Origin of the sequence: Synechococcus sp. SynAce01 (genome assembly GCF_001885215.1) — a bacterium.
Lineage (GTDB): Bacteria > Cyanobacteriota > Cyanobacteriia > PCC-6307 > Cyanobiaceae > Regnicoccus > Regnicoccus frigidus.
This window is the reverse complement of record NZ_CP018091.1, coordinates 1640475-1658429: the sequence shown is the minus strand read 5'-3', so window position 1 is coordinate 1658429 and position 17955 is coordinate 1640475. Positions and strand designations below refer to the sequence as shown.

The following is a 17955-nucleotide window of genomic DNA, read 5'->3' as shown; positions in this document are numbered from 1 at the left end:
GTGGCACCCGGCGCTCGAGCGCGGATCCCCAGCCGGGGCTCCCCCCACGGGCTGGGCACCCTGCTGTACGTCCCGCTGCTCTATGGCGTCGGCTGGCTGATTTCCCGTCCGCTGGCCCTCTTAGCCCCCGAACTGCGTGCCGATCAGCTCAACTTGGTGGGCTTGATTCTTGCCCTGGTGTTGCTGCTGCTGACCCTGCCATGGCGCCTGAAGCAGGCCTGGGGAGAGTCCAAACCCTGGCAGCGCCTGGGCTTGGTCATGCCGCTGCCGCCGGCCTTGAAGGCCCTGCTGCGCGGGCTGCTCAAGGCCGCTGGCTTGCTGGGATTCCTGGCCATGGTTCTGATCGCCACTGGGGCGGCGCGGGGATCCTGGCGCCTGGATGGCGGCATCGCCCTCAATGGACTGGCGCTGCTGGCCGGCGTGGGCTTCGCCGAAGAACTGCTGTTCCGAGGCTGGCTCTGGGGGGAGCTTGAACTCCAACTCAAGGCCCGCACGGCCCTGCTGCTTCAGGCGGTGATCTTCGCCCTGATCCACCCCTGGTACCGCACGGAGGGGCCTGGAGCCATCGGCCAGCTGGGCGGGTTGATCATGCTCGGGATCGCCCTGGCCTTGCAACGTCGTACTGACGCCGGCGCCCTCTGGGGAGCGATCGGGCTGCATGGGGGGTTAGTCGGCGGCTGGTTCGTGCTGCAGATGGGGCTGATCGAGCTCTCTGCCGGTGCGCCCGCCTGGCTGAGCGGACCGGGTGCCCCCAACCCCAACCCGATCGGAGGGGCCATTGGCTGGCTGGGGCTCGCTGCGCTGATCTGGGTGCGGCGGCCGCACTGGGGCCGCTAACGCACTGCCGTGGCTAGGGCCGCTTTGCCTTCAACAGGAGCTCTGAGGGCTTCTTCGAGGGGAGCGAGGCCATAGTCACGCTCCAGCAGATCCATGACCGTGCGGCCAAAATCCTGGGGATTGGTTTCAAATGCCTCCAGGCAGAGGCGGCCAAAGGTGCTGCCCATCGGTTCAGGGTTCCAGAGCAACTTTCTGGCCGTCCACGGCATCATGCTCATCGGGTTGTAGCCCGGTTGGAGCATGCCCTGCTCAAAGCCATATTGCTCCAGGTGCGTGTGGGGCTGCAGGCCAATGAAGAAGATGGCGGGCTCCACCTTATCGGCTCCGAAGATGCTCTCGAGCTCTCGGTGATAGGCCACGGTCTGCCGGATCGTCTCGGGCCTTTCATCAATCACATTGAACGAATAATTCACCGAGACCTGCTCCCGGAATCCAGCTGCAGCAAGAATCCGGCAGTTTTCCAGAACAACGCGAAGGTTGTAGCCCATGCGCATTTTCCGCACCAGCTCCTGGCTGCCGGAGGTGATGCCGATTTCGAAGTAGCTCATGCCGGTGGCCACCATCAGCTCGGCTAGTTCCTGGTCGAGGTTGTCAGCGCGGATGTAGGCCGCCCAGTGGATGTCAGCCATTCCCGCCGCCGCGATGGCCCGCAGCAACTGCTTGGCATCGTCGATGTAGCGGCGGGCGGGGATGAACTGGGCATCGGTGAACCAGAAGCCGCGCACGCCTCTGTCATAGAGCTGGCGCATCTCAGCCACCACCTCGTCAACAGGATTGACGCGAACCTGCTTGCCTTCCACCACGGTGTAGACGCAGTAGCAGCAGTTGTGGGGACAGCCGCGTTTGGTCTGCACGCCCACGTAGAAATCGCCGCCTTCGAAATACCAAGTCAGCTGGGGCCAGATCGAAGCGATGTAGGAGTAGTCGCAAGCCGTCTTGACCAGGCCTGCAGGTGGTTCGTGGATGAGGCCCAGCCGAGGCGCCTCGCCAACAACGAAACAACGCTCACCGGCCAGCGATTGGCCGCGGATCAATTTCTCCAACAGGACCTCCCCTTCGCCAACGGAGACCACGGTGCCTTTGGGCAAACTCTTGCCCAGCTGTTCGTAGAACACGCTCACCGCTCCGCCACCGAGCACCACCCGTGCCTCGGGGTTGAAACGGCGGGCCTGGCGAAGACCACGGCGCACCAGGCGAAGGTTGCGCCAGAGCTCGCCATAGAAAGCCGCCATCAGCCGCAGGCCACCCAGACCGCCACGTAGGCGGCGCAGTGGATTGGCGGCGTAGAACACCTCAAAGGAGTTCTGCAGCGGGTTGCCGCCGCGCCCATCCACAGGCGCATAGATCTGAATGTCGCGCCAGGAAAACACCAACAAGGTGGGGCGAAACGCCTTGACGGTGGCGAGCAGGGTTCGCTCCACATCCAGGATTGGCAGGGCGGCCAGGTCAAGGATGCGCTGGTCAAGCTGCGGGAAACACTTGTGCAGGTGATCGGCCAGGTAAATCGGCCCGATCGGAAAAATCGGGTTGCAGGGCAGGCGGATCAGCAGCACCCGCCCCTCAGCCGAAAGGGGCGGCTGGGGCTGGGAAGCCTGCCGTGGCAGCCATACGGCCTGGGTCATCGGCCCTTGGAGAAGGGGTTGACGCTAACCAGGACAGCTGGATCCCATGGGGCCGCATCCGGGCCTTCGGTAAACCAGTCCGCAAGATTTCCACACCTAGCGCAAGATTCCGTTACAGTGCCTAAGGCAACGGCAGAGCTTCGGCCTGTTGCGGCAAGGCTTTTCCTCTTCGGAGTTCCTTCACAGACTTCCTTAGAGAAAACGTCCCGCCTGCCATTCGTCCTTATCCTCGCTCCTTTTTGGGGCATAACCTCCCGTTCCTATGACCACCACCGTTCAGCAGCGCTCCGGCGCTTCTGCCTGGAGTCAGTTCTGTGAGTGGGTCACCTCCACCAACAACCGCCTGTATGTCGGTTGGTTCGGTGTGCTGATGATCCCCACCCTGCTGGCTGCCACCATCTGCTTCATCGTGGCCTTCGTGGCCGCGCCCCCTGTCGACATCGACGGCATCCGCGAGCCTGTCGCCGGCTCCTTGATGTACGGCAACAACATCATCTCCGGTGCTGTTGTTCCTTCCAGCAACGCCATCGGCCTGCACTTCTACCCGATCTGGGAAGCCGCCAGCCTCGATGAGTGGCTGTACAACGGCGGTCCCTATCAGCTGGTGATCTTCCACTTCCTGATCGGCATCTTCTGCTACATGGGCCGCGAGTGGGAACTCTCCTACCGCCTCGGCATGCGCCCCTGGATCTGTGTCGCCTACAGCGCCCCTGTGGCGGCTGCCTCGGCTGTCTTCCTGATCTACCCCTTCGGTCAGGGTTCGTTCTCTGATGGCATGCCCCTCGGCATCTCCGGCACCTTCAACTTCATGTTGGTGTTCCAAGCCGAGCACAACATCCTGATGCACCCCTTCCACATGCTGGGTGTGGCTGGTGTCTTCGGCGGCTCCCTGTTCTCGGCCATGCACGGTTCACTCGTCACCAGCTCCTTGGTGCGTGAGACGACCGAAAGCGAGAGCCAGAACTACGGTTACAAGTTCGGCCAAGAGGAAGAGACCTACAACATCGTGGCGGCCCACGGCTACTTCGGTCGTCTGATCTTCCAGTACGCCTCTTTCAACAACAGCCGCAGCCTGCACTTCCTGCTCGCCACCTGGCCGGTTGTGGGCATCTGGTTCACCGCCCTTGGCGTGAGCACGATGGCCTTCAACCTCAACGGTTTCAACTTCAATCAGTCGATCCTCGATGGCCAAGGCCGCGTGATCAACACCTGGGCTGACGTGCTGAACCGTGCCGGTCTGGGCATGGAAGTGATGCACGAGCGCAACGCTCACAACTTCCCGCTTGACCTGGCCTCTGCAGAAGCCACCCCTGTGGCTTTGATCACGCCTTCCATCGGCTGATCGCAGCGGAGTCAACCCTGTTGGCTCCAGCCATGCCTTTCACCTCAAGCCCCCCTCACTGCGAGGGGGGCTTTTTTGTAGGCTCCTGCCAACGGCACTAGGCCATGGGAAGCAGTTATGGCCAGCTCTTTCGTGTCAGCACCTTCGGCGAATCCCACGGGGGTGGCGTTGGGGTGATCGTCGATGGTTGCCCGCCACGGCTCCAACTGGATCTGGCGGCCATTCAGGCGGAACTGGATCGCCGCAAACCGGGCCAAAGCAAGATCACCACGCCCCGCAAGGAGGACGACCGGGTCGAGATCCTCAGCGGCCTGCTCGATGGGGTGACCCTGGGAACGCCTATTGCGATGCTGGTGCGCAACAAGGATCAACGTCCCGGCGATTACAGCGACATGGCGGTGGCCTTCCGCCCCTCCCATGCCGATGCCACGTACCAGACGAAGTACGGCATCCAGGCCCGCAGCGGCGGCGGACGGTCCTCAGCGCGCGAAACGATCGGCCGGGTGGCCGCCGGGGCGATCGCCAAGCAACTGCTCGCCCACACCCATGGCAGCGAAGTGATCGCCTGGGTAAAGCGCATCCACACGATTGAAGCGGCCATCGATCCAACCCTGGTGACGCTCGAAGCGGTGGAAGCCACCATGGTGCGCTGCCCTGATCAGGCCGTTGCCGAGCGGATGATCGAGCGCATTGAGGCGATCGGCCGCGACGGAGATTCCTGCGGCGGCGTGATCGAATGTCTGGTGCGGCGTCCGCCTATGGGCCTGGGCATGCCTGTCTTCGACAAGCTGGAGGCTGATCTGGCCAAGGCGGTGATGTCGTTGCCGGCCACCAAGGGATTCGAGATCGGCTCCGGCTTCAGTGGCACCCTGCTGAAAGGGAGCGAGCACAACGATGCCTTCCTGCCTACCGGCGACGGAAGCCTGCGCACGGCCACCAACAACTCCGGTGGGATACAAGGGGGGATCAGCAATGGCGAGGAGATCGTTTTGCGGGTGGCCTTCAAGCCCACCGCCACGATCCGCAAGGAACAACAAACCATCGACGCCACTGGAGCGGCCACCACCCTGGCTGCCAAGGGTCGTCACGACCCCTGCGTGCTGCCGCGAGCAGTGCCGATGGTGGAGGCCATGGTGGCTTTGGTCTTGGCCGACCACCTGCTGCGCCAGCAGGGTCAGTGCAGCCTCTGGTGAGGAAAGGGCTGAAGCCCGAGTTCGGGGGAGCTGATGAGTAAAATTACTATCTTTAGCTCTGCACCATGCACCTCAAGGCCGCTGCTTTATTCCTCACTGCCGCCTTGGCTGCGTTGAGCGTTGCAGCACAGCCTGAGCCCGCCAAGGCGATTGGCAGCCTGGTGAATGGGGATTTCGAACTGCCTGACTTCACCCCAGCAGGTGACCCACCATCTTTCACGATCATTGATCAATCAGACGTGCCGGGGTGGCAAACCACGGCGACGGATGGTCGAATTGAACTCTGGGACTCTGGCTTTCAAGGTGTGCCAGCCTTCAGTGGAGAGCAATTCGCCGAAATCAACGCCAACAATTTTGGTGAACTATTTCAGGTGGCCAGTGGGATCCCAGCGAACGCCGTTGTTGGATTTCAATTTGCCCACCGGGGACGCAATGGTGATGACACCGTAAGTCTGACGATCGTCGATCTCGGATTTGACAACATTTTTAACAGCTCGGATGACACCACACTCTTCTCACAGGAATTCACAACAGGCAATAGCGCCTGGGGCTTCTATCAAGGTGGCGGCCTCGTGGCCTTAGGGAATGACATCCGGTTCGGTTGGACAGCGGTATCCTCAACGGGTCCCGCCTCATTCGGCAACTTTCTTGATGCCGCCGCTTTTGGAGTCGGCATTCCCGTGCCTGCACCTCTGCCGCTGCTGGCTCCGGGCCTGGTATTGGGGACTCTGCTGAAGGCTCGGCGCCGCTATCGAGGCCTGGGCAAATCCTCCAAAACCTGAGCCAGACCGCCGCAGAACTCCTCTGACCAGCCCTGACGTCCGGCCCCGAGGGCGATGGCATCCACTCCCGCATCCAACCACGGCCGCACATCCGCGGCAAGCAGGCCGCCAGCAGCGATGCAGAACGGCAGCGTACCGCCCAGGGGCTCCCGCAACCCTGCCCAGTAGGAGGCTCCCAACGCCGCCGCCGGAAACAGCTTCACCAGTCGGCATCCAAGAGCCTTGGCCTGGTGAATCTCCGTCGGGGTCATCACTCCTGGGACCAGGGTGATACCCAGTGCGTTCGCCTGGCGGAGCAAGGCAGGCTCAAGAATCGGCGCCAGCGCATAACGAAAGCCGGCTTCTTTCGCAGCGAGAACCGCTTCGCTGCTGCCGATCGAGGCGGCTCCGAACCACAGGGCGGGAAACGATGCGATCAGCTCACGGCACTGCCCCGACCAGCCGGATGAGGAGCGCCAGGCGATCTCCACGTGCTGCAGGCCAAGCGCATGAAGGCGCTCCAGCATGGGAGCGGCATCGATGGGTGCTCGGGGCCTCAGCACCAGCAGGAGTGGCTGCTGGTGCAAGGACCCGATCAACTCCTCAGACGTACTCGGCAACCTTCACGGCTCAGCGGATCAGGAGCTACAGCAGCTCGATAACATCAACAGCTTAAAACCGTGGCGAGCTTATCAGGCACGGGATTTAACTTGTAACCCGATGAAACACCGCACAAGCGTTCCAAGAATATGGGCCTGGAGCGCTGGCGTCAGAAATTCGGACTCCCGGCCATAGTGGACAAGCTCCAGTCCAACGATCAGGACCTGCTCCTGGGCCTCATACCACCGTGCCGCACCACCTGGCTCAGCGGGACTTTTCCAGCGACTCCACCGCTGCCTAGGCAATGGGTGCGCCGGGACCAGGCGCAGCCGAAAGGGCAAACGGAGCCTGAGGCCATGCCACCGCGATAAGGGGCAAAAGGCCCAGTTCGTTCAGCAGGACCTGCAGTTCGTTCGCTTACCCTCCACCTGCCAGGTGATCGTTCTGAGATGGGTCAACGACAGAGTCACCAAGAGCACCCAACTTCCAGCCTGTGTCAGTCTCATCAAGGGAGCCATGAACTAACTCTGGCCTGATCGCTGTATACCTGATTTATCGGGTGTGTCTGGTGTAGCCGACGCGCCGGGTAATTCGACCATCAACCAGTTGAGCGAGGCCAGCGAACGTTCTAAGCCTGCAGCGATCAGTAAGCCTGCAGCGATCAGCCCAGCTCGTTGCCAGATTCAGATTCACCGCAGTCCTGGTTGAGGCGCTGAACGCGGCGGCGGTAGCGCTTCAGGCCGGCGAGGGGCAGGAGCGCCAGGGCTGAAAGGGCAGAGGGGATCTGGCGCAGTTGTCCTTGATTGGTGAGTGTAAGATCCCTGAACCGGAAGTCAATCTGAAAAAAAACAGACCCAGCGTTGTCAGTGTCGAAATAGCTTCCGAGGCTGTCCCCGCCCGTAGGCAGACTGATTTGCTCACCGGCAGTTGGATTATCAAGCTGGCCACCAGGAACCCTAATGGCCAGGCAGGGATTAGAAGAATTACCCTGAACACAATCTCCTGACAATGCCCCGAAAATCAGGCTATTTGTAGTAGAATTATAATAAGCGTCACCTCCAATTCCGAAGGTGTTGTTTACGGTCCCATTAAAACCGGTATTGGGCGTTGCTGTAATGATAATCGGGTCGAGTATGGTTAAAGTGTTATCGGCGTTGAGAAAAAATCCGCCCGTAATCGAGCCAGTTGCATTTCTAGTGTTAAAGGGGGACTGAAAATCCAACGTCAGCCCTGCGGATGCATCGCCATTCGCATCCGTGAATACATACTGCAGCGCCTGAGCAGCACCCTGAGCCCCCAGCACCACCCCGCCCGCAAGCAGGCCGAGGCCCAGCGGCCGGGCTGCCCGGCGCAGCAGCCAGTGGTGTGAAGATCGACGAAGGGACATGGCAGGCTAGACAGCCTCAAAACAAGAGCAGATTATCAACTGTTGTTGGGCGAACCTGCTCCTGTCAAGCCGTGCTGTTAAAGGGAATCGTCGCCCAGCCCGTTTCATATCGCAGTCCAAGCGTGAACAGGTGGTGAGCCACCTCCGCTACATCCGCCAGGAACTGCGTGAGATGCACCATGGCGTGATGGAGAACGGACTCCTGCCAGAAGCCGGCGAAGTGCGTGCGTGGGGTGTTGGCGCTGCTGGAGCTGCTGAGCGGAAGGGCCGAAAGAATACGGCGGCAGATCCGTCTCTCCCCGCGCGGCATAAAAAATATCTGGCTAGGCCAGGGGCGGCAGCGGCACAAAACTGGCGAAAGGCCCTGTCAGCACGAACCGGGGGCAGGACCGCAAGGAGCGGCAGTGCCCAGAGTCCAACAAGCAGCTCGCCTGATTCAGACGTATTCAGCAACCCGGACATCGCTGCGGATCAGGAGCTCTTGCAGCTCTTCGGCGTCCACGGTTTCTTTCTCCACAAGCAAGCCAGCGAGCTCATCGAGCACCAGGCGGTTGTTGACCAAGACCGACTTGGCGCGGAGGTAGGCCTCATCAACCAAGATGCTGACCTCATCGTCAATGGCAGCGGCGGTCTCCTCAGAGAAGTCACGGTCGGAGGCGATGTCACGTCCGAGGAACATGCCTCCCTGAGAACGGCCAAGGGCAACGGGGCCAAGACGGTCGCTCATGCCGAAGCGGGTCACCATCTGACGAGCCACGCGGGCCACCTGTTGAAGGTCGTTGGAAGCACCCGTGGTGACTTCGTCCTCGCCGTAGACAATCTCCTCGGCAACCCGACCGCCAAGGGCGACGGCCATCTGGTTCTGCAGGTAAGCACGGGAATAAAGGCCTGACTCCATACGCTCCTCACTGGGGGTGAAGAAGGTGAGACCGCCAGCCTGACCGCGGGGAATGATGCTGATTTTCTGAACAGGGTCGTAATCGGGCATCAGGGCACCAACCAAGGCATGGCCTGATTCGTGGTAGGCGACAAGACGCTTGCGCTTTTCGCTCATCACCCGGTCCTTCTTCTCAGGACCAGCCATCACCCGCTCAATGGCGTCGTTGACCTCATCCATCGCCACTTCGGTGAGCTGACGGCGGGCCGCCAGGATCGCCGCCTCGTTCAGCAAGTTGGCAAGATCAGCGCCGGTGTATCCAGGAGTGCGGCGGGCGACCCGATCGAGATCGACATCCTTGGCCAGGGTCTTGCCACGGGCATGGACCTTAAGAATTTGCAGCCGCCCGCTGTAATCGGGCCTGTCGACCACCACTTGGCGGTCGAAACGGCCTGGGCGCAACAGGGCCGAGTCGAGCACATCGGGACGGTTTGTAGCCGCGACGATGATGATGCCGTTGTTGCCCTCGAAACCATCCATCTCGGTAAGGAGTTGGTTGAGGGTCTGCTCCCGCTCGTCGTTACCACCACCGAGACCAGCGCCGCGCTGGCGGCCGACAGCATCGATTTCGTCGATGAAGACGATGCAGGGCGCATTTTTCTTGGCCTGCTCGAAGAGATCACGGACGCGGCTGGCGCCGACACCGACGAACATTTCAACGAACTCGGAACCGGAAATCGAGAAGAAAGGAACCCCTGCCTCACCGGCGACGGCTTTGGCCAGGAGAGTTTTGCCGGTGCCTGGAGGACCGACCAACAACACACCTTTGGGAATCTTGGCCCCAACAGCTGTGAAGCGATCGGGGTTCTTGAGGAAATCAACGACCTCAGTGAGTTCGAGCTTGGCGCCCTCAATGCCGGCCACATCACCAAAGGTGACCTGGGTCTGGGGCTCCATCTGAACCCGGGCCTTGCTCTTGCCGAAGCTCATCGCCGGATTGCCGCCGCCTCCCTGGGCGCGACGCAACAGGAAGAAGAGCCCACCGAGCAGGAGCAGCGGGAAGAGCAGGCTGCCGATGGCCTGCTGCCAAGCCGCCGGCTGACGGCTTGGTTGAACGGCGATATCGACGTTGTTGTCAGAGAGCAGCTTCAGCAGATCCTTGTCGGGAGCCAGGTTGACGACGGCCCGGTTGCCATCGTTTTCAACCACTTGGGCGGTACCCCGATCGGGGGAAATCAAGACCCTGGCGATCTGTTTGTCCTGAACGGCCTCGATGAAGTCGCTGTAGCGCAGGTTGCGTGGGGCGTTGGCCGGATCGGGCCGGTCGAGGAAGGCCGTGCCGATTGCGATCACGACGATGGCCAAGAGCACGTAAAGCCCAGCATTGCGCCAGCGATTGTTCACCCTGCGAGCTCCTGAAGAAAAGGTAAAGGAATGTTAACGGGCGAAGGGGCCCACATCGTGAGTCCCTTCTTTTTCATCGACGAAATCGATCCCTTCCAAACCTAGGGACGGAAAAGAAGGGAGCTAGGCGATCAGGCCTCCTCAAGGCGCCCGAAGAGCTGGCCGGTGATTTTGACATCGACGGCAAGCTTGCCGCCCATGTCGGTGTCGGAGGGCTGGATCGCGGTGAACACCCCAGCGAACTCACCGGTGGCGCTGTCCACCTTGGTGATCGAGAGGTTCATGTTGCCGACGCCCTCGACGTACTGCTTGATGTTCTCGGTATTGAGATCCTCGTCGTCACCGGCGGGAACCAGGCCGACTGCGCTGCTGTAACCGGTGGTCAGGCCCCGACCCTTGGGATCGAGGAAGTTACTGGTGCGGTAGCTGGGGGCGCGGTAGCTGCCCTCGAAGTCAGTGCTGGTGCTGATCGACGAGCCCTCGGCCGTAGCCAACAGTTCCTTGCTGGAGAAGCTGAACGGCACCTCCTCACCACCGGGCAGCAGCACAGTGATCGGTTGGAAATCGATGCCACCGAGTTCCTTGAAGCTGAGCTTGTCGCCGGAGATCGTCAGGTCTCCGTACACCTGATCAAGGCTGGAGGTGAAACGGGTGAGGATCTTGCCCTGCACGAACTGGGCCTCCTGGCGCTTGTTCGCCGGTTCGCCCTTGACGAACACCTCGGAGGGGTGGAGGCAGAGATCGCGGAGCTGGTAGCGGATCGAGCTATCCAGGGGGATCGAGCCACGGGCCGAATCAGGCAGGGTCGGGCAGTCGTTCGCCTTGCCGGTATTGACAATGTCGTCATAGGTGACGTTGGCCCGTTCGACGGCTTTGGCACCGCCGCCGCACGCTGTGACGACGGTGAGGCAGAGCGCCAGCGCAAGGGCAAGCAGGGGTCGGAAACGCATGGGGAGAAGCCGAACGGGCAGGGTGAAAAACCCTTAGGCAGGGTGCGCCACTGGCGATCCTACCGATGGAAATCGTTGCTGCTGGCACCCTGTAGCGGCTCTCAACAACCCGTGGATGGAGCCGCTGCTGCGGCGGCCTTTCCAGGCGGAACAACAGGTTCGAGCAGGGCGCCTAGGGCCGTGAGCAGCCCATGGGCCACGGCCAGCTTGCTGGCAGGCGCCACGGCCGTGCACTGCTCGCCCGGGCCCAACAGCCAGCCCTGGTTGGTTGCCGCGCCGAAGCCGGCACCGGCCTGATCGATCGGATTGGCGAACAGCAGATCGCAGCCCTTGCGGGCAAATTTGGCGACGGCTTGGGGCAACACGTCCCCTGACTGGGCCGCAAAGCCCAGCAGCTTCTGGCCGGCCGGCCGGCGCTGCACCAGTTCGGCCAGGAGGTCGGGCACCTCCTGCCATCTCCCCTCCAGGCTGGTGCTCCAGTTTTGCTTTTCGCCCTTGTGGGCCAGGGGCGTGATGGCCCGGTGATCGGCCACAGCCGCCGCCATGGCGATGGCGTCCATCTCGGGCTGCCGCCGCCTCAGGGCCTCCTGCAGCTCGGCGCCATTCTCGATCGGGTGGCAGATCAGCCCATCAAGCAGGGCCGGATCCAGGCGAAGCGGCCCGTGGATCAGTTCCACCTGGGCACCGCGCAAGCGGGCGGCCTGGGCCAGCATCACCCCCATCAGACCGCTGCTTGGGTTGGTGAGACAGCGGGCCGGATCGAGAAATTCCTGGGTGGGGCCGGCCGTCACCAGCAGCCGTCTGCCCAGCCAGTCGCGCCGCCAACCCCAGAGCTGAAGGGATTCCAGCCCCAGTAACAGCAACGCCGGCTCCGCCATGCGGCCATCGCCCTGGCGGTCGCAGGCCAGCAATCCTGCCTCCGGCTCCAGGGAGAGCACCCGCTCGAACCCTTTGAGCTGCTTCCAGTTGCGCCTCACAGGGGCCGCGCGCCACATCGCGGTGTTCATCGCAGCGGCCGCCAGCACCGGCGCTTCGCAGGCGAGCAAGGTGCTGGCCAGCAGGGTGTCGGCCAGCCCCTGCACCCAGCGGGCCAGGCTGCTGGCACTGAGCGGCGCCACCAACACCAGCTCGGCCCACTCGGCCAGCTCGATGTGCAGGGGGCGGGGGGCCCGATGGCTCCACTGGTCTGCGTCGAGGAAGCAGGCGTGGCGGCTGAGGCTGGCGAGCGCCAGGGGGCTCACCAGGGCAGCGGCGCTCGGCGTCAACAGACAGCGCACCAGGGCACCCCGTTTGGCCAGGGCGCTGACCACCAGGGGCAACTTGACGGCGGCGATGCTGCCGCTGATCCCCACAAGAATGCGGCGCCCCGCCAGGGGATCGGCAAGGCGATCAAGGCCATCAAGGCCCTTGCCCTTACTCCTCATCAAAGGGTTCCTGGTCGACCAGGTGGACGTAGGGGCGGGCCAGTTCGGGCCGGTGAATCGCCAGCGCCCTCATCAGATGCCAGTCCTGCAGGCCAGCAAACGGGGATGGATAGTCATCGTCATCGAGCCGCTGAGCCAGCTCGGCGGTGGCAGCCTCATCGAAGGCCGCCAGCCGCTCCAGGGTGATCGACTCAGACGATGGTTGGCCCGCCTGGGAGTCGGGAAGCGTGGAGTCGGAAGGCATGGAGTCGGGTGCGGTGGACTCGCCCAAGGTGATGAACGAGGAACGAGCTCTTATTCCATCGCATCGGAAGATCGAACGGCCGCCTGGGCAACGGTGATAGCTTTCCAGCCAGGGGGATTTAGCTCAGCTGGTAGAGCGCTGCGATCGCACCGCAGAGGTCAGGGGTTCGAGTCCCCTATTCTCCACTTCGCAACTGGATTCTCAATTTCGCAACTGGATTGATGGATTGGACGCCAGCAGCAGAAGCAAAACTCAAAGAAGTACCTTTTTTTGTGCGGCCGGCGGTGCGACGCAAGATCGAAGCGATGGCGGCGGAATCAAAGCGATCCAGCATCGATCTCGACTTTTACGAGCAGGCCAAAGCCAAATTCGGATAAGACCAGCGGCTTCTTGCGCATCGGCAGAATGGCTGCTGAACCGGCGATCGGGTAAAAGGGAGTGAGCCATCAGACGCCTGCTCCATGTCGCAATCAAAGCGAGAACAGGTGGTGAGTCACCTTCGCTACATCCGCCAGGAGTTGCGCGAGATGCACCAAGGCGTCATGGAGGACGGTTTGCTGCCTGAAGCTGGCGAAGTCCGCGGCGTGATGGCCCAGATGGAAGCCCTGCTCGAACTCCTTGAGGGCAAGGGCTCCCGCAAGAGCAAGGAAAGCGACAGCTGAACCGGGTCTCTTGCTGAGTCCCGGCTGTCAAAGATTGGTCGCGGGCAGGTTTTGATTGAAATCACCTATGGATGGCGCCAGGGCCATGGCGTCACTCCAGAAATGGTGTAAACAAGGTTCGGCAGGTTGCTGGGTCGGGTGATGGGGATCGCCAACCAGAAGGCCTGCCCCCCCATGCCGTGAGCCGTTACCAGCAAACGCGCCTGCATCGCCAGGTGGGGCTGTTCAGCCAGCGGCTGCAGACCTGGGCCGCCAACCCGTGGCGCCGCTTCTCGCTGCAGCTGATCCTGCTGTTGGGTGGTTTTTTCTTCGGTGGCGCGATTGGCATGCTCACCGGTGCCGTCAACTACCTCGATCCGCTGGCGGCCCTGGCCTGTGTCGTGCCAATCGAAGTGAGCGTGCGCTCCCGGCGGCGGCTGCAACAGCAAGCCGGCGACAAACTCAACCTCCAACTCATCGATGCCGCCAGGGTTGGCTGGCTCTACGGGCTGCTGATGGAAGGTTTCAAACTGCTCTGAGCCAGCACGGAGAGCTCAGGGGAGGGGGACTTCCGCTGCTGCCATCAGATAGAGCAGGGCCATGCGGATCGGAATGCCGTTGCGTACCTGCTCGTCCACCAGAGAAAAAGCTGAGTCATCGAGCAACTCCCCGCTCATTTCCACCCCACGGTTCACCGGCCCGGGGTGGAGCACTGGCACGCCCTGGCCGCAGAGAGCCAGGCGCCGGTGGCTGAGTCCGTAGCGGCGGTGATAACTCTCCAGGCTGGTGAGCAGGTTTTCACGCATCCGCTCCTTCTGCAGCCGCAGGGCCATCACCGCATCAGCCCCTGGCAGGGCCTCCTCGAGGCTGCGCACCACGCTGATGGCTCCTCGCTTCAGCACCGGATCGTGGCGCTGGCCAGGTGGGGGCGCCGCCACGAAATCAGCAAAGCAATCAGGCAGGAGGGTGGGCGGGCCACACAACACCACATCGGCACCGCAGGCGCTCAGAGCCCAGAGATTGGAGCGGGCCACCCGCGAGTGGAGCACATCACCGATGATCGCGATCCGCTTGCCGGCCAGGGCCTGCGGCGTGGGGGCCTCAGGCGCGAACTGACGCGCCAGGGTGAACAGATCGAGCAATCCCTGGCTCGGGTGGCTGTGCAAGCCATCGCCCCCATTGAGCACCGCCACCCGCTCACCGCTGCGATCAAGTTGGCGCGCCAGGTTTTCGGGAACACCGGCGCAGCGGTGGCGCACCACCAGCACATCAGCTCCCATCGCCACGTAGGTGCGGGCCGTATCGAGCAGGCTCTCGCCCTTGGAGAGGGAACTGGAGCCGGGCGAGAAGCTCTGGACATCGGCCGAAAGCCGCCGGGCAGCCAGCTCGAAACTGCTGCGGGTCCGGGTACTCGGTTCAAAGAAGAGGCTGGTGACAAGCTTGCCCTGCAGGGCCGGCAAGCGGCGGGGACCACTGGTCGGCAGGGATCGAAAGCGTTGGGCCAGCTCCAGCACCGTGGTGTAATCGGCCTGGGAAAAGGCGGCCAGATCCAGAACGTGCCGGTGACTCCAGCGCTCGATCACCACATTCACGCAGGGGGCCAAGCCATGATCCATGGCCAACGTAAGAGCGACTGGACGGGCAATTGACGATCTCCCGCTCGAATGCGGCGGCGACCTAGCCTGGCCCTAACGACTTTTGAGCAAGCATTCCCATGTCCAGCGCTCTTTCCAGCTTCAACCTCGGCACTGTGTTGCTGCTGGGAAGCGGTTTGTTCTGCCTGACCACGCTTTATTTCGCTACCCGTGGCGGCTACTACGACACCGACGCCTACGACGGCAACGGCACCGCCCACTGAGCCATCGCCCACTGAGCCACGCCAACGCCCTCTCAGAAACCGCAACTGAATCCATAGCTGCTCCTAATGGCGCAACTGCTCGGATTCCGGGCAGTCGTCGGCGGTGGCCAGTTCGTCGGCCTGGGTGCTGCGGTTGAAGAAGGCCAGCCGGGTGCTGACCGCACCAATGGATCGCAGGCGGACGCTCTCCTCCCAGCTGTGCGATTCATCGTCTTCCTCGGCGTCATAGCGGAAGGTGACCAAGTCCCCTTCGATCTCCACGACGAGTGCTTGCTCGATCCAGCGCTGTTGATCGCGCAAGAACACCCAGATCGGGCGTTTCTCTTTGCGGAACTGATCCAGCTTGCGTACAAGCATTCCGACGTCCTCGGCTGCAGGCCCGCCCGGATCGACCCCGGACCGCCCCAATCCTAGGGAAGATGCAACGAACCATTCCTGACGCCGCCATGACCACAGCCCAGGGTTGCCCAGGTCCGGTGGAGCATGTGGAGGCCATCCGGCTGCAGCTGCGCAGCTGGCCTGAGGTGGAGAGTTATCTCACGACCTGCAAAGCCGTGATCGTGCCCCTGGGCTCCACCGAGCAGCACGGCCCCACCGGAGCGATCGGCACCGATGCCCTGACCGCCGATGCCGTCGCCCTGGAGGTGGGGCGCCGCACCGGTGTGCTGGTGACACCACCCCAACCCTTCGGCATGGCGGAGCACCACCTCGGTTTTGCCGGCACGATCAGCCTTCAGCCCACCACGCTGCTCGCGGTGCTCCATGACGTGGTGCTCTCCCTGGCCCGGCATGGCTTTGAGCGGATCTTCGTGATCAACGGCCACGGCGGCAACATCGCCACCTGCCGGGCGGCGTTCGCCGAGGCCTACGGCACGGCCGCGGCACGGGGTCTGGCCGCGGCTCCAGGGCTGCGCTGCAAGCTGGCTAACTGGTTTCTGGCCGGACCGGTGATGCGGCAGGCCAGGGAGCTGTATGGCGATCGGGAGGGCCACCACGCCACCCCGAGTGAAATTGCCCTCACCCTCCATCTCGAACCGAGCCTGGTCGCCAAGCAGCGGCCGCTGCCAGAGCCTGCTGCGGCCGGGCCAATCCATGGGCCGGAGGATTTCCGGCGGCGCCATCCCGATGGACGCATGGGCTCTGACCCCTACCTGGCCAGCGCCGCCCACGGCGCCCTGTTCCTGGAGCAGGCCGCCAGCGCCCTGGCCAAGGATCTCGAAGCCTTCCTGAGCGAAGACATCGCCTCGGGGTAAGGGGCGCGACCTCAGGTTGATCCTGCCGCCCTGCCGCCGCCCTGCCGCTAGGTTCAGCCCCATTCAGGGAGATCACGGCGATGGGCAGGATCACAGCGGATGACGTGCGCAAGGTGGCTGTGTTGGCCCGGCTGGACCTCGCCGAAGACACGATCACCACCTACACCAGCCAGCTGGAGCGAATCCTCGACTACGTGGGACATCTCGAGCAGGTGGACACCACCGGGGTTCCCCCCACCACCCGGGCCGTGGAAGTGGTGAACGTGACCCGCAGCGATCAGGTAGACCCAACCCCGGTGCGAGAGGAGCTCCTGGAGCTGGCCCCCCAGAGGCAAGGAGACTTCATCCGTGTTCCCCAGATCATGGCCGAAACGATCAAGACGAACGGGGCGCCGGCGTAACGGCCGTGCGATGCAGGAGGTTGAGCACGTGACGCCGGGTTCGTGCCGTGGGCATCAATGCCGCAATCGGACGCAGCCGACTACGGCCACGCTTGTGGCTGCGGATTCCCAGAAAGATGTCGTAGAGAAAATTAATTCCATCGTGGCGCGTTTCAAACAATCCCAGACGCTGGGGTGAGCCTTTGGCTTCCAGTAATGGTTTGGTTGCCAGATAGGCCCGTTGATACTGAAACCAGGGAATCGAGGGCCAGAGATGGTGCACGAGATGGTAGTTCTGCCCCATGATCAGCCAATTCATCAAGCGGCTGGGGTAGACCCGCGCGTTGTGCCAACGGCTTCTTGACAGGAATGGACGGTGGGGGAGGTAATCAAAGAACAGGCCCAAGGTGACCCCCACCATCAGGGCTGGAGCAAACCAACAGTTGAAGATGAAAGGCAGAAAATCGTGCTTAACGGCCGCCAGCACGATCGCCACGAACAAGCCCCTGGCCAGCCCCCACTCCAGCAGCTCCCAGCGTCGCCAGAGGCGATGGCGAAAGAAAAAAACCTCGTGATAGAAGAACCGGGGTGCGATCAGCCAGAGCGGCCCGAAGGTGGAAACGATGTGATCGGGATCGCGCTTCGGATCGTTGACATGGGCATGGTGCTGCAGATGCACCCGGGTGAAGACAGGAAAGCTGAAGCCCAGCAGGATGGCAGCGCCGTGCCCCATCAGCGCATTCCAGAAGCGGCTGGGGTGGGCGGCGTTGTGGCAGGCGTCATGGATGACGGTGCCCTCGAGATGCAGGGCCAGGAAGCCCAGGGCCAGCAGTACGGCCAGGGGCCAGTGGCCCACGAACCAGCCCCAGATCGTCAACCCGGCGAGTCCATAGCCGGCCAAAAAAAGGCCCACAGTTGGGTTCCAAGCCGCCGGTGGGCCGAGGAATTCGCGCGGTACCGAACGGGGCAGCTCGGCCTGGCGGGTTGTGGGGGCGCACTGAACAGGCGTCAAGGCCGGAGCTTGTGTCATCGCCTGGATGCTGCGCCTCCCCGATCAAGGTCGACTCAGCTTACGAGCTGGCAACCGGGAGGTGAGAACCCGCGCTTGAGAATGGCCACGCAGAGGCTGCGCCCCCTTAACGCCTGCATAACGAAAATGGCAGCAATCTCGGCTAGGGATAG

At 62.7% G+C, this 17955-nt stretch carries 21 protein-coding genes and 1 tRNA gene; 11 read left to right on the top strand and 11 right to left on the bottom strand.

The genetic code is table 11. The annotated features are described in order from the left end of the window. Positions 1-837: a CPBP family intramembrane glutamic endopeptidase gene (locus BM449_RS08635; RefSeq protein ID WP_233830591.1), complete on the top strand. Its 837-nt coding sequence runs from the start codon at positions 1-3 to the stop codon at positions 835-837. On the opposite strand, the gene BM449_RS08630 is transcribed toward BM449_RS08635, so the two are convergent. Further along, positions 834-2459: a photosystem II high light acclimation radical SAM protein gene (locus tag BM449_RS08630; RefSeq protein WP_071800884.1), complete on the bottom strand. Its 1626-nt coding sequence runs from the start codon at positions 2457-2459 to the stop codon at positions 834-836. The genes BM449_RS08635 and BM449_RS08630 overlap by 4 nt on opposite strands. A 262-nt stretch (positions 2460-2721) precedes the next feature. Between BM449_RS08630 and psbA the strand changes: the two genes are divergently transcribed. The 3 genes from psbA (at position 2722) to BM449_RS08615 (ending at position 5776) form a co-directional block, all read left to right on the top strand. Next, the gene (gene psbA, locus BM449_RS08625; protein ID WP_071800883.1) at positions 2722-3801 is read left to right on the top strand and encodes a photosystem II q(b) protein; all 1080 of its coding nucleotides are present in this window, start codon (positions 2722-2724) and stop codon (positions 3799-3801) included. A 104-nt stretch (positions 3802-3905) separates the two neighbouring features. Beyond that, the gene (gene aroC / locus BM449_RS08620; protein WP_071800882.1) at positions 3906-4994 is read left to right on the top strand and encodes a chorismate synthase; all 1089 of its coding nucleotides are present in this window, start codon (positions 3906-3908) and stop codon (positions 4992-4994) included. A 65-nt stretch (positions 4995-5059) separates the two neighbouring features. Continuing rightward, positions 5060-5776 (top strand): hypothetical protein, encoded by a 717-nt coding sequence (locus BM449_RS08615; protein WP_071800881.1) that lies wholly within the window; start codon positions 5060-5062, stop codon positions 5774-5776. On the opposite strand, the gene BM449_RS08610 is transcribed toward BM449_RS08615, so the two are convergent. The 7 genes from BM449_RS08610 to BM449_RS08575 all read right to left on the bottom strand — a co-directional run bounded on the left by BM449_RS08610 (position 5743) and on the right by BM449_RS08575 (position 12641). Further along, on the bottom strand, positions 5743-6342 hold the full coding sequence (locus BM449_RS08610; protein ID WP_162922857.1) for a bifunctional 4-hydroxy-2-oxoglutarate aldolase/2-dehydro-3-deoxy-phosphogluconate aldolase: 600 nt from the start codon (positions 6340-6342) through the stop codon (positions 5743-5745). The genes BM449_RS08615 and BM449_RS08610 overlap by 34 nt on opposite strands. Positions 6343-7016: 674 nt before the next feature. Further along, positions 7017-7742, bottom strand: a complete 726-nt coding sequence (locus tag BM449_RS15000; RefSeq protein WP_145536739.1) for a hypothetical protein — start codon at positions 7740-7742, stop codon at positions 7017-7019. Positions 7743-7806: 64 nt separating this feature from the next. Then, positions 7807-8052 carry a hypothetical protein gene (locus tag BM449_RS08595; protein ID WP_071800877.1) on the bottom strand — a complete coding sequence of 82 codons (246 nt, stop codon included), beginning with the start codon at positions 8050-8052 and terminating at the stop codon, positions 7807-7809. Between the two features lie 126 nt (positions 8053-8178). Continuing rightward, a complete protein-coding gene (ftsH3, locus tag BM449_RS08590) occupies positions 8179-10023 on the bottom strand; it encodes an ATP-dependent zinc metalloprotease FtsH3 (protein ID WP_071800876.1) in 1845 nt (614 codons plus the stop codon). 131 nt (positions 10024-10154) lie between these two features. Beyond that, complete coding sequence (locus BM449_RS08585) at positions 10155-10973, bottom strand: photosystem II manganese-stabilizing polypeptide (protein ID WP_071800875.1); 819 nt, start codon at positions 10971-10973, stop codon at positions 10155-10157. Positions 10974-11074: 101 nt separating this feature from the next. After that, positions 11075-12397 carry a bifunctional phosphopantothenoylcysteine decarboxylase/phosphopantothenate--cysteine ligase CoaBC gene (gene coaBC / locus BM449_RS08580; RefSeq protein ID WP_071800874.1) on the bottom strand — a complete coding sequence of 441 codons (1323 nt, stop codon included), beginning with the start codon at positions 12395-12397 and terminating at the stop codon, positions 11075-11077. Further along, entirely contained in the window at positions 12387-12641 is a 255-nt protein-coding gene (locus tag BM449_RS08575; protein WP_071800873.1) for a DUF2555 domain-containing protein, read from the bottom strand. The genes coaBC and BM449_RS08575 overlap by 11 nt, the downstream gene beginning before the upstream one ends. Positions 12642-12753: 112 nt before the next feature. Between BM449_RS08575 and BM449_RS08570 the strand changes: the two genes are divergently transcribed. The 4 genes from BM449_RS08570 to BM449_RS08555 all read left to right on the top strand — a co-directional run bounded on the left by BM449_RS08570 (position 12754) and on the right by BM449_RS08555 (position 13821). Then, a tRNA-Ala gene (locus BM449_RS08570) sits at positions 12754-12826 on the top strand. Positions 12827-12862: 36 nt separating this feature from the next. Beyond that, positions 12863-13018 carry a PCP reductase family protein gene (locus BM449_RS08565; RefSeq protein WP_071800872.1) on the top strand — a complete coding sequence of 52 codons (156 nt, stop codon included), beginning with the start codon at positions 12863-12865 and terminating at the stop codon, positions 13016-13018. An 84-nt stretch (positions 13019-13102) separates the two neighbouring features. Next, positions 13103-13303 (top strand): hypothetical protein, encoded by a 201-nt coding sequence (locus BM449_RS08560; protein WP_071800871.1) that lies wholly within the window; start codon positions 13103-13105, stop codon positions 13301-13303. 179 nt (positions 13304-13482) lie between these two features. Then, a complete protein-coding gene (locus BM449_RS08555; protein ID WP_071800870.1) occupies positions 13483-13821 on the top strand; it encodes a DUF565 domain-containing protein in 339 nt (112 codons plus the stop codon). A 15-nt stretch (positions 13822-13836) separates the two neighbouring features. Here BM449_RS08555 and BM449_RS08550 read toward each other — a convergent pair whose 3' ends face one another. Beyond that, positions 13837-14862 (bottom strand): aspartate carbamoyltransferase catalytic subunit, encoded by a 1026-nt coding sequence (locus BM449_RS08550; RefSeq protein ID WP_120352842.1) that lies wholly within the window; start codon positions 14860-14862, stop codon positions 13837-13839. Positions 14863-14996: 134 nt separating this feature from the next. On the opposite strand from BM449_RS08550, the gene BM449_RS14995 reads away from it, so the two are divergent. Beyond that, positions 14997-15140, top strand: a complete 144-nt coding sequence (locus BM449_RS14995) for a hypothetical protein (protein WP_162922856.1) — start codon at positions 14997-14999, stop codon at positions 15138-15140. Positions 15141-15203: 63 nt separating this feature from the next. On the opposite strand, the gene BM449_RS08545 is transcribed toward BM449_RS14995, so the two are convergent. Next, the gene (locus tag BM449_RS08545; RefSeq protein ID WP_071800868.1) at positions 15204-15497 is read right to left on the bottom strand and encodes a DUF6679 family protein; all 294 of its coding nucleotides are present in this window, start codon (positions 15495-15497) and stop codon (positions 15204-15206) included. Between the two features lie 89 nt (positions 15498-15586). On the opposite strand from BM449_RS08545, the gene BM449_RS08540 reads away from it, so the two are divergent. Further along, on the top strand, positions 15587-16393 hold the full coding sequence (locus BM449_RS08540) for a creatininase family protein (RefSeq protein WP_071800867.1): 807 nt from the start codon (positions 15587-15589) through the stop codon (positions 16391-16393). A gap of 80 nt (positions 16394-16473) precedes the next feature. Next, complete coding sequence (gene gatC / locus BM449_RS08535) at positions 16474-16794, top strand: Asp-tRNA(Asn)/Glu-tRNA(Gln) amidotransferase subunit GatC (RefSeq protein WP_071800866.1); 321 nt, start codon at positions 16474-16476, stop codon at positions 16792-16794. On the opposite strand, the gene crtR is transcribed toward gatC, so the two are convergent. Next, a complete protein-coding gene (gene crtR, locus BM449_RS08530; RefSeq protein WP_071800865.1) occupies positions 16769-17803 on the bottom strand; it encodes a beta-carotene hydroxylase in 1035 nt (344 codons plus the stop codon). The genes gatC and crtR overlap by 26 nt on opposite strands. Positions 17804-17955 lie beyond the last annotated feature (152 nt).

What these genes read in the sequence shown, in the direction of transcription:
- BM449_RS08585 (WP_071800875.1), bottom strand. Translation starts at nt 10,973, where the DNA reads ATGCGTTTCCGACCCCTGCTTGCCCTTGCGCTGGCGCTCTGCCTCACC.
- crtR (WP_071800865.1), bottom strand. Translation starts at nt 17,803, where the DNA reads ATGACACAAGCTCCGGCCTTGACGCCTGTTCAGTGCGCCCCCACAACC.
- BM449_RS08565 (WP_071800872.1), top strand. Translation starts at nt 12,863, where the DNA reads ATGGATTGGACGCCAGCAGCAGAAGCAAAACTCAAAGAAGTACCTTTT.
- gatC (WP_071800866.1), top strand. Translation starts at nt 16,474, where the DNA reads ATGGGCAGGATCACAGCGGATGACGTGCGCAAGGTGGCTGTGTTGGCC.
- BM449_RS14995 (WP_162922856.1), top strand. Translation starts at nt 14,997, where the DNA reads ATGTCCAGCGCTCTTTCCAGCTTCAACCTCGGCACTGTGTTGCTGCTG.
- BM449_RS08615 (WP_071800881.1), top strand. Translation starts at nt 5,060, where the DNA reads ATGCACCTCAAGGCCGCTGCTTTATTCCTCACTGCCGCCTTGGCTGCG.
- psbA (WP_071800883.1), top strand. Translation starts at nt 2,722, where the DNA reads ATGACCACCACCGTTCAGCAGCGCTCCGGCGCTTCTGCCTGGAGTCAG.
- BM449_RS08575 (WP_071800873.1), bottom strand. Translation starts at nt 12,641, where the DNA reads ATGCCTTCCGACTCCACGCTTCCCGACTCCCAGGCGGGCCAACCATCG.
- coaBC (WP_071800874.1), bottom strand. Translation starts at nt 12,397, where the DNA reads ATGAGGAGTAAGGGCAAGGGCCTTGATGGCCTTGATCGCCTTGCCGAT.
- BM449_RS15000 (WP_145536739.1), bottom strand. Translation starts at nt 7,742, where the DNA reads ATGTCCCTTCGTCGATCTTCACACCACTGGCTGCTGCGCCGGGCAGCC.
- BM449_RS08540 (WP_071800867.1), top strand. Translation starts at nt 15,587, where the DNA reads ATGACCACAGCCCAGGGTTGCCCAGGTCCGGTGGAGCATGTGGAGGCC.
- BM449_RS08560 (WP_071800871.1), top strand. Translation starts at nt 13,103, where the DNA reads ATGTCGCAATCAAAGCGAGAACAGGTGGTGAGTCACCTTCGCTACATC.
- BM449_RS08545 (WP_071800868.1), bottom strand. Translation starts at nt 15,497, where the DNA reads ATGCTTGTACGCAAGCTGGATCAGTTCCGCAAAGAGAAACGCCCGATC.
- aroC (WP_071800882.1), top strand. Translation starts at nt 3,906, where the DNA reads ATGGGAAGCAGTTATGGCCAGCTCTTTCGTGTCAGCACCTTCGGCGAA.
- BM449_RS08630 (WP_071800884.1), bottom strand. Translation starts at nt 2,459, where the DNA reads ATGACCCAGGCCGTATGGCTGCCACGGCAGGCTTCCCAGCCCCAGCCG.
- BM449_RS08595 (WP_071800877.1), bottom strand. Translation starts at nt 8,052, where the DNA reads ATGCCGCGCGGGGAGAGACGGATCTGCCGCCGTATTCTTTCGGCCCTT.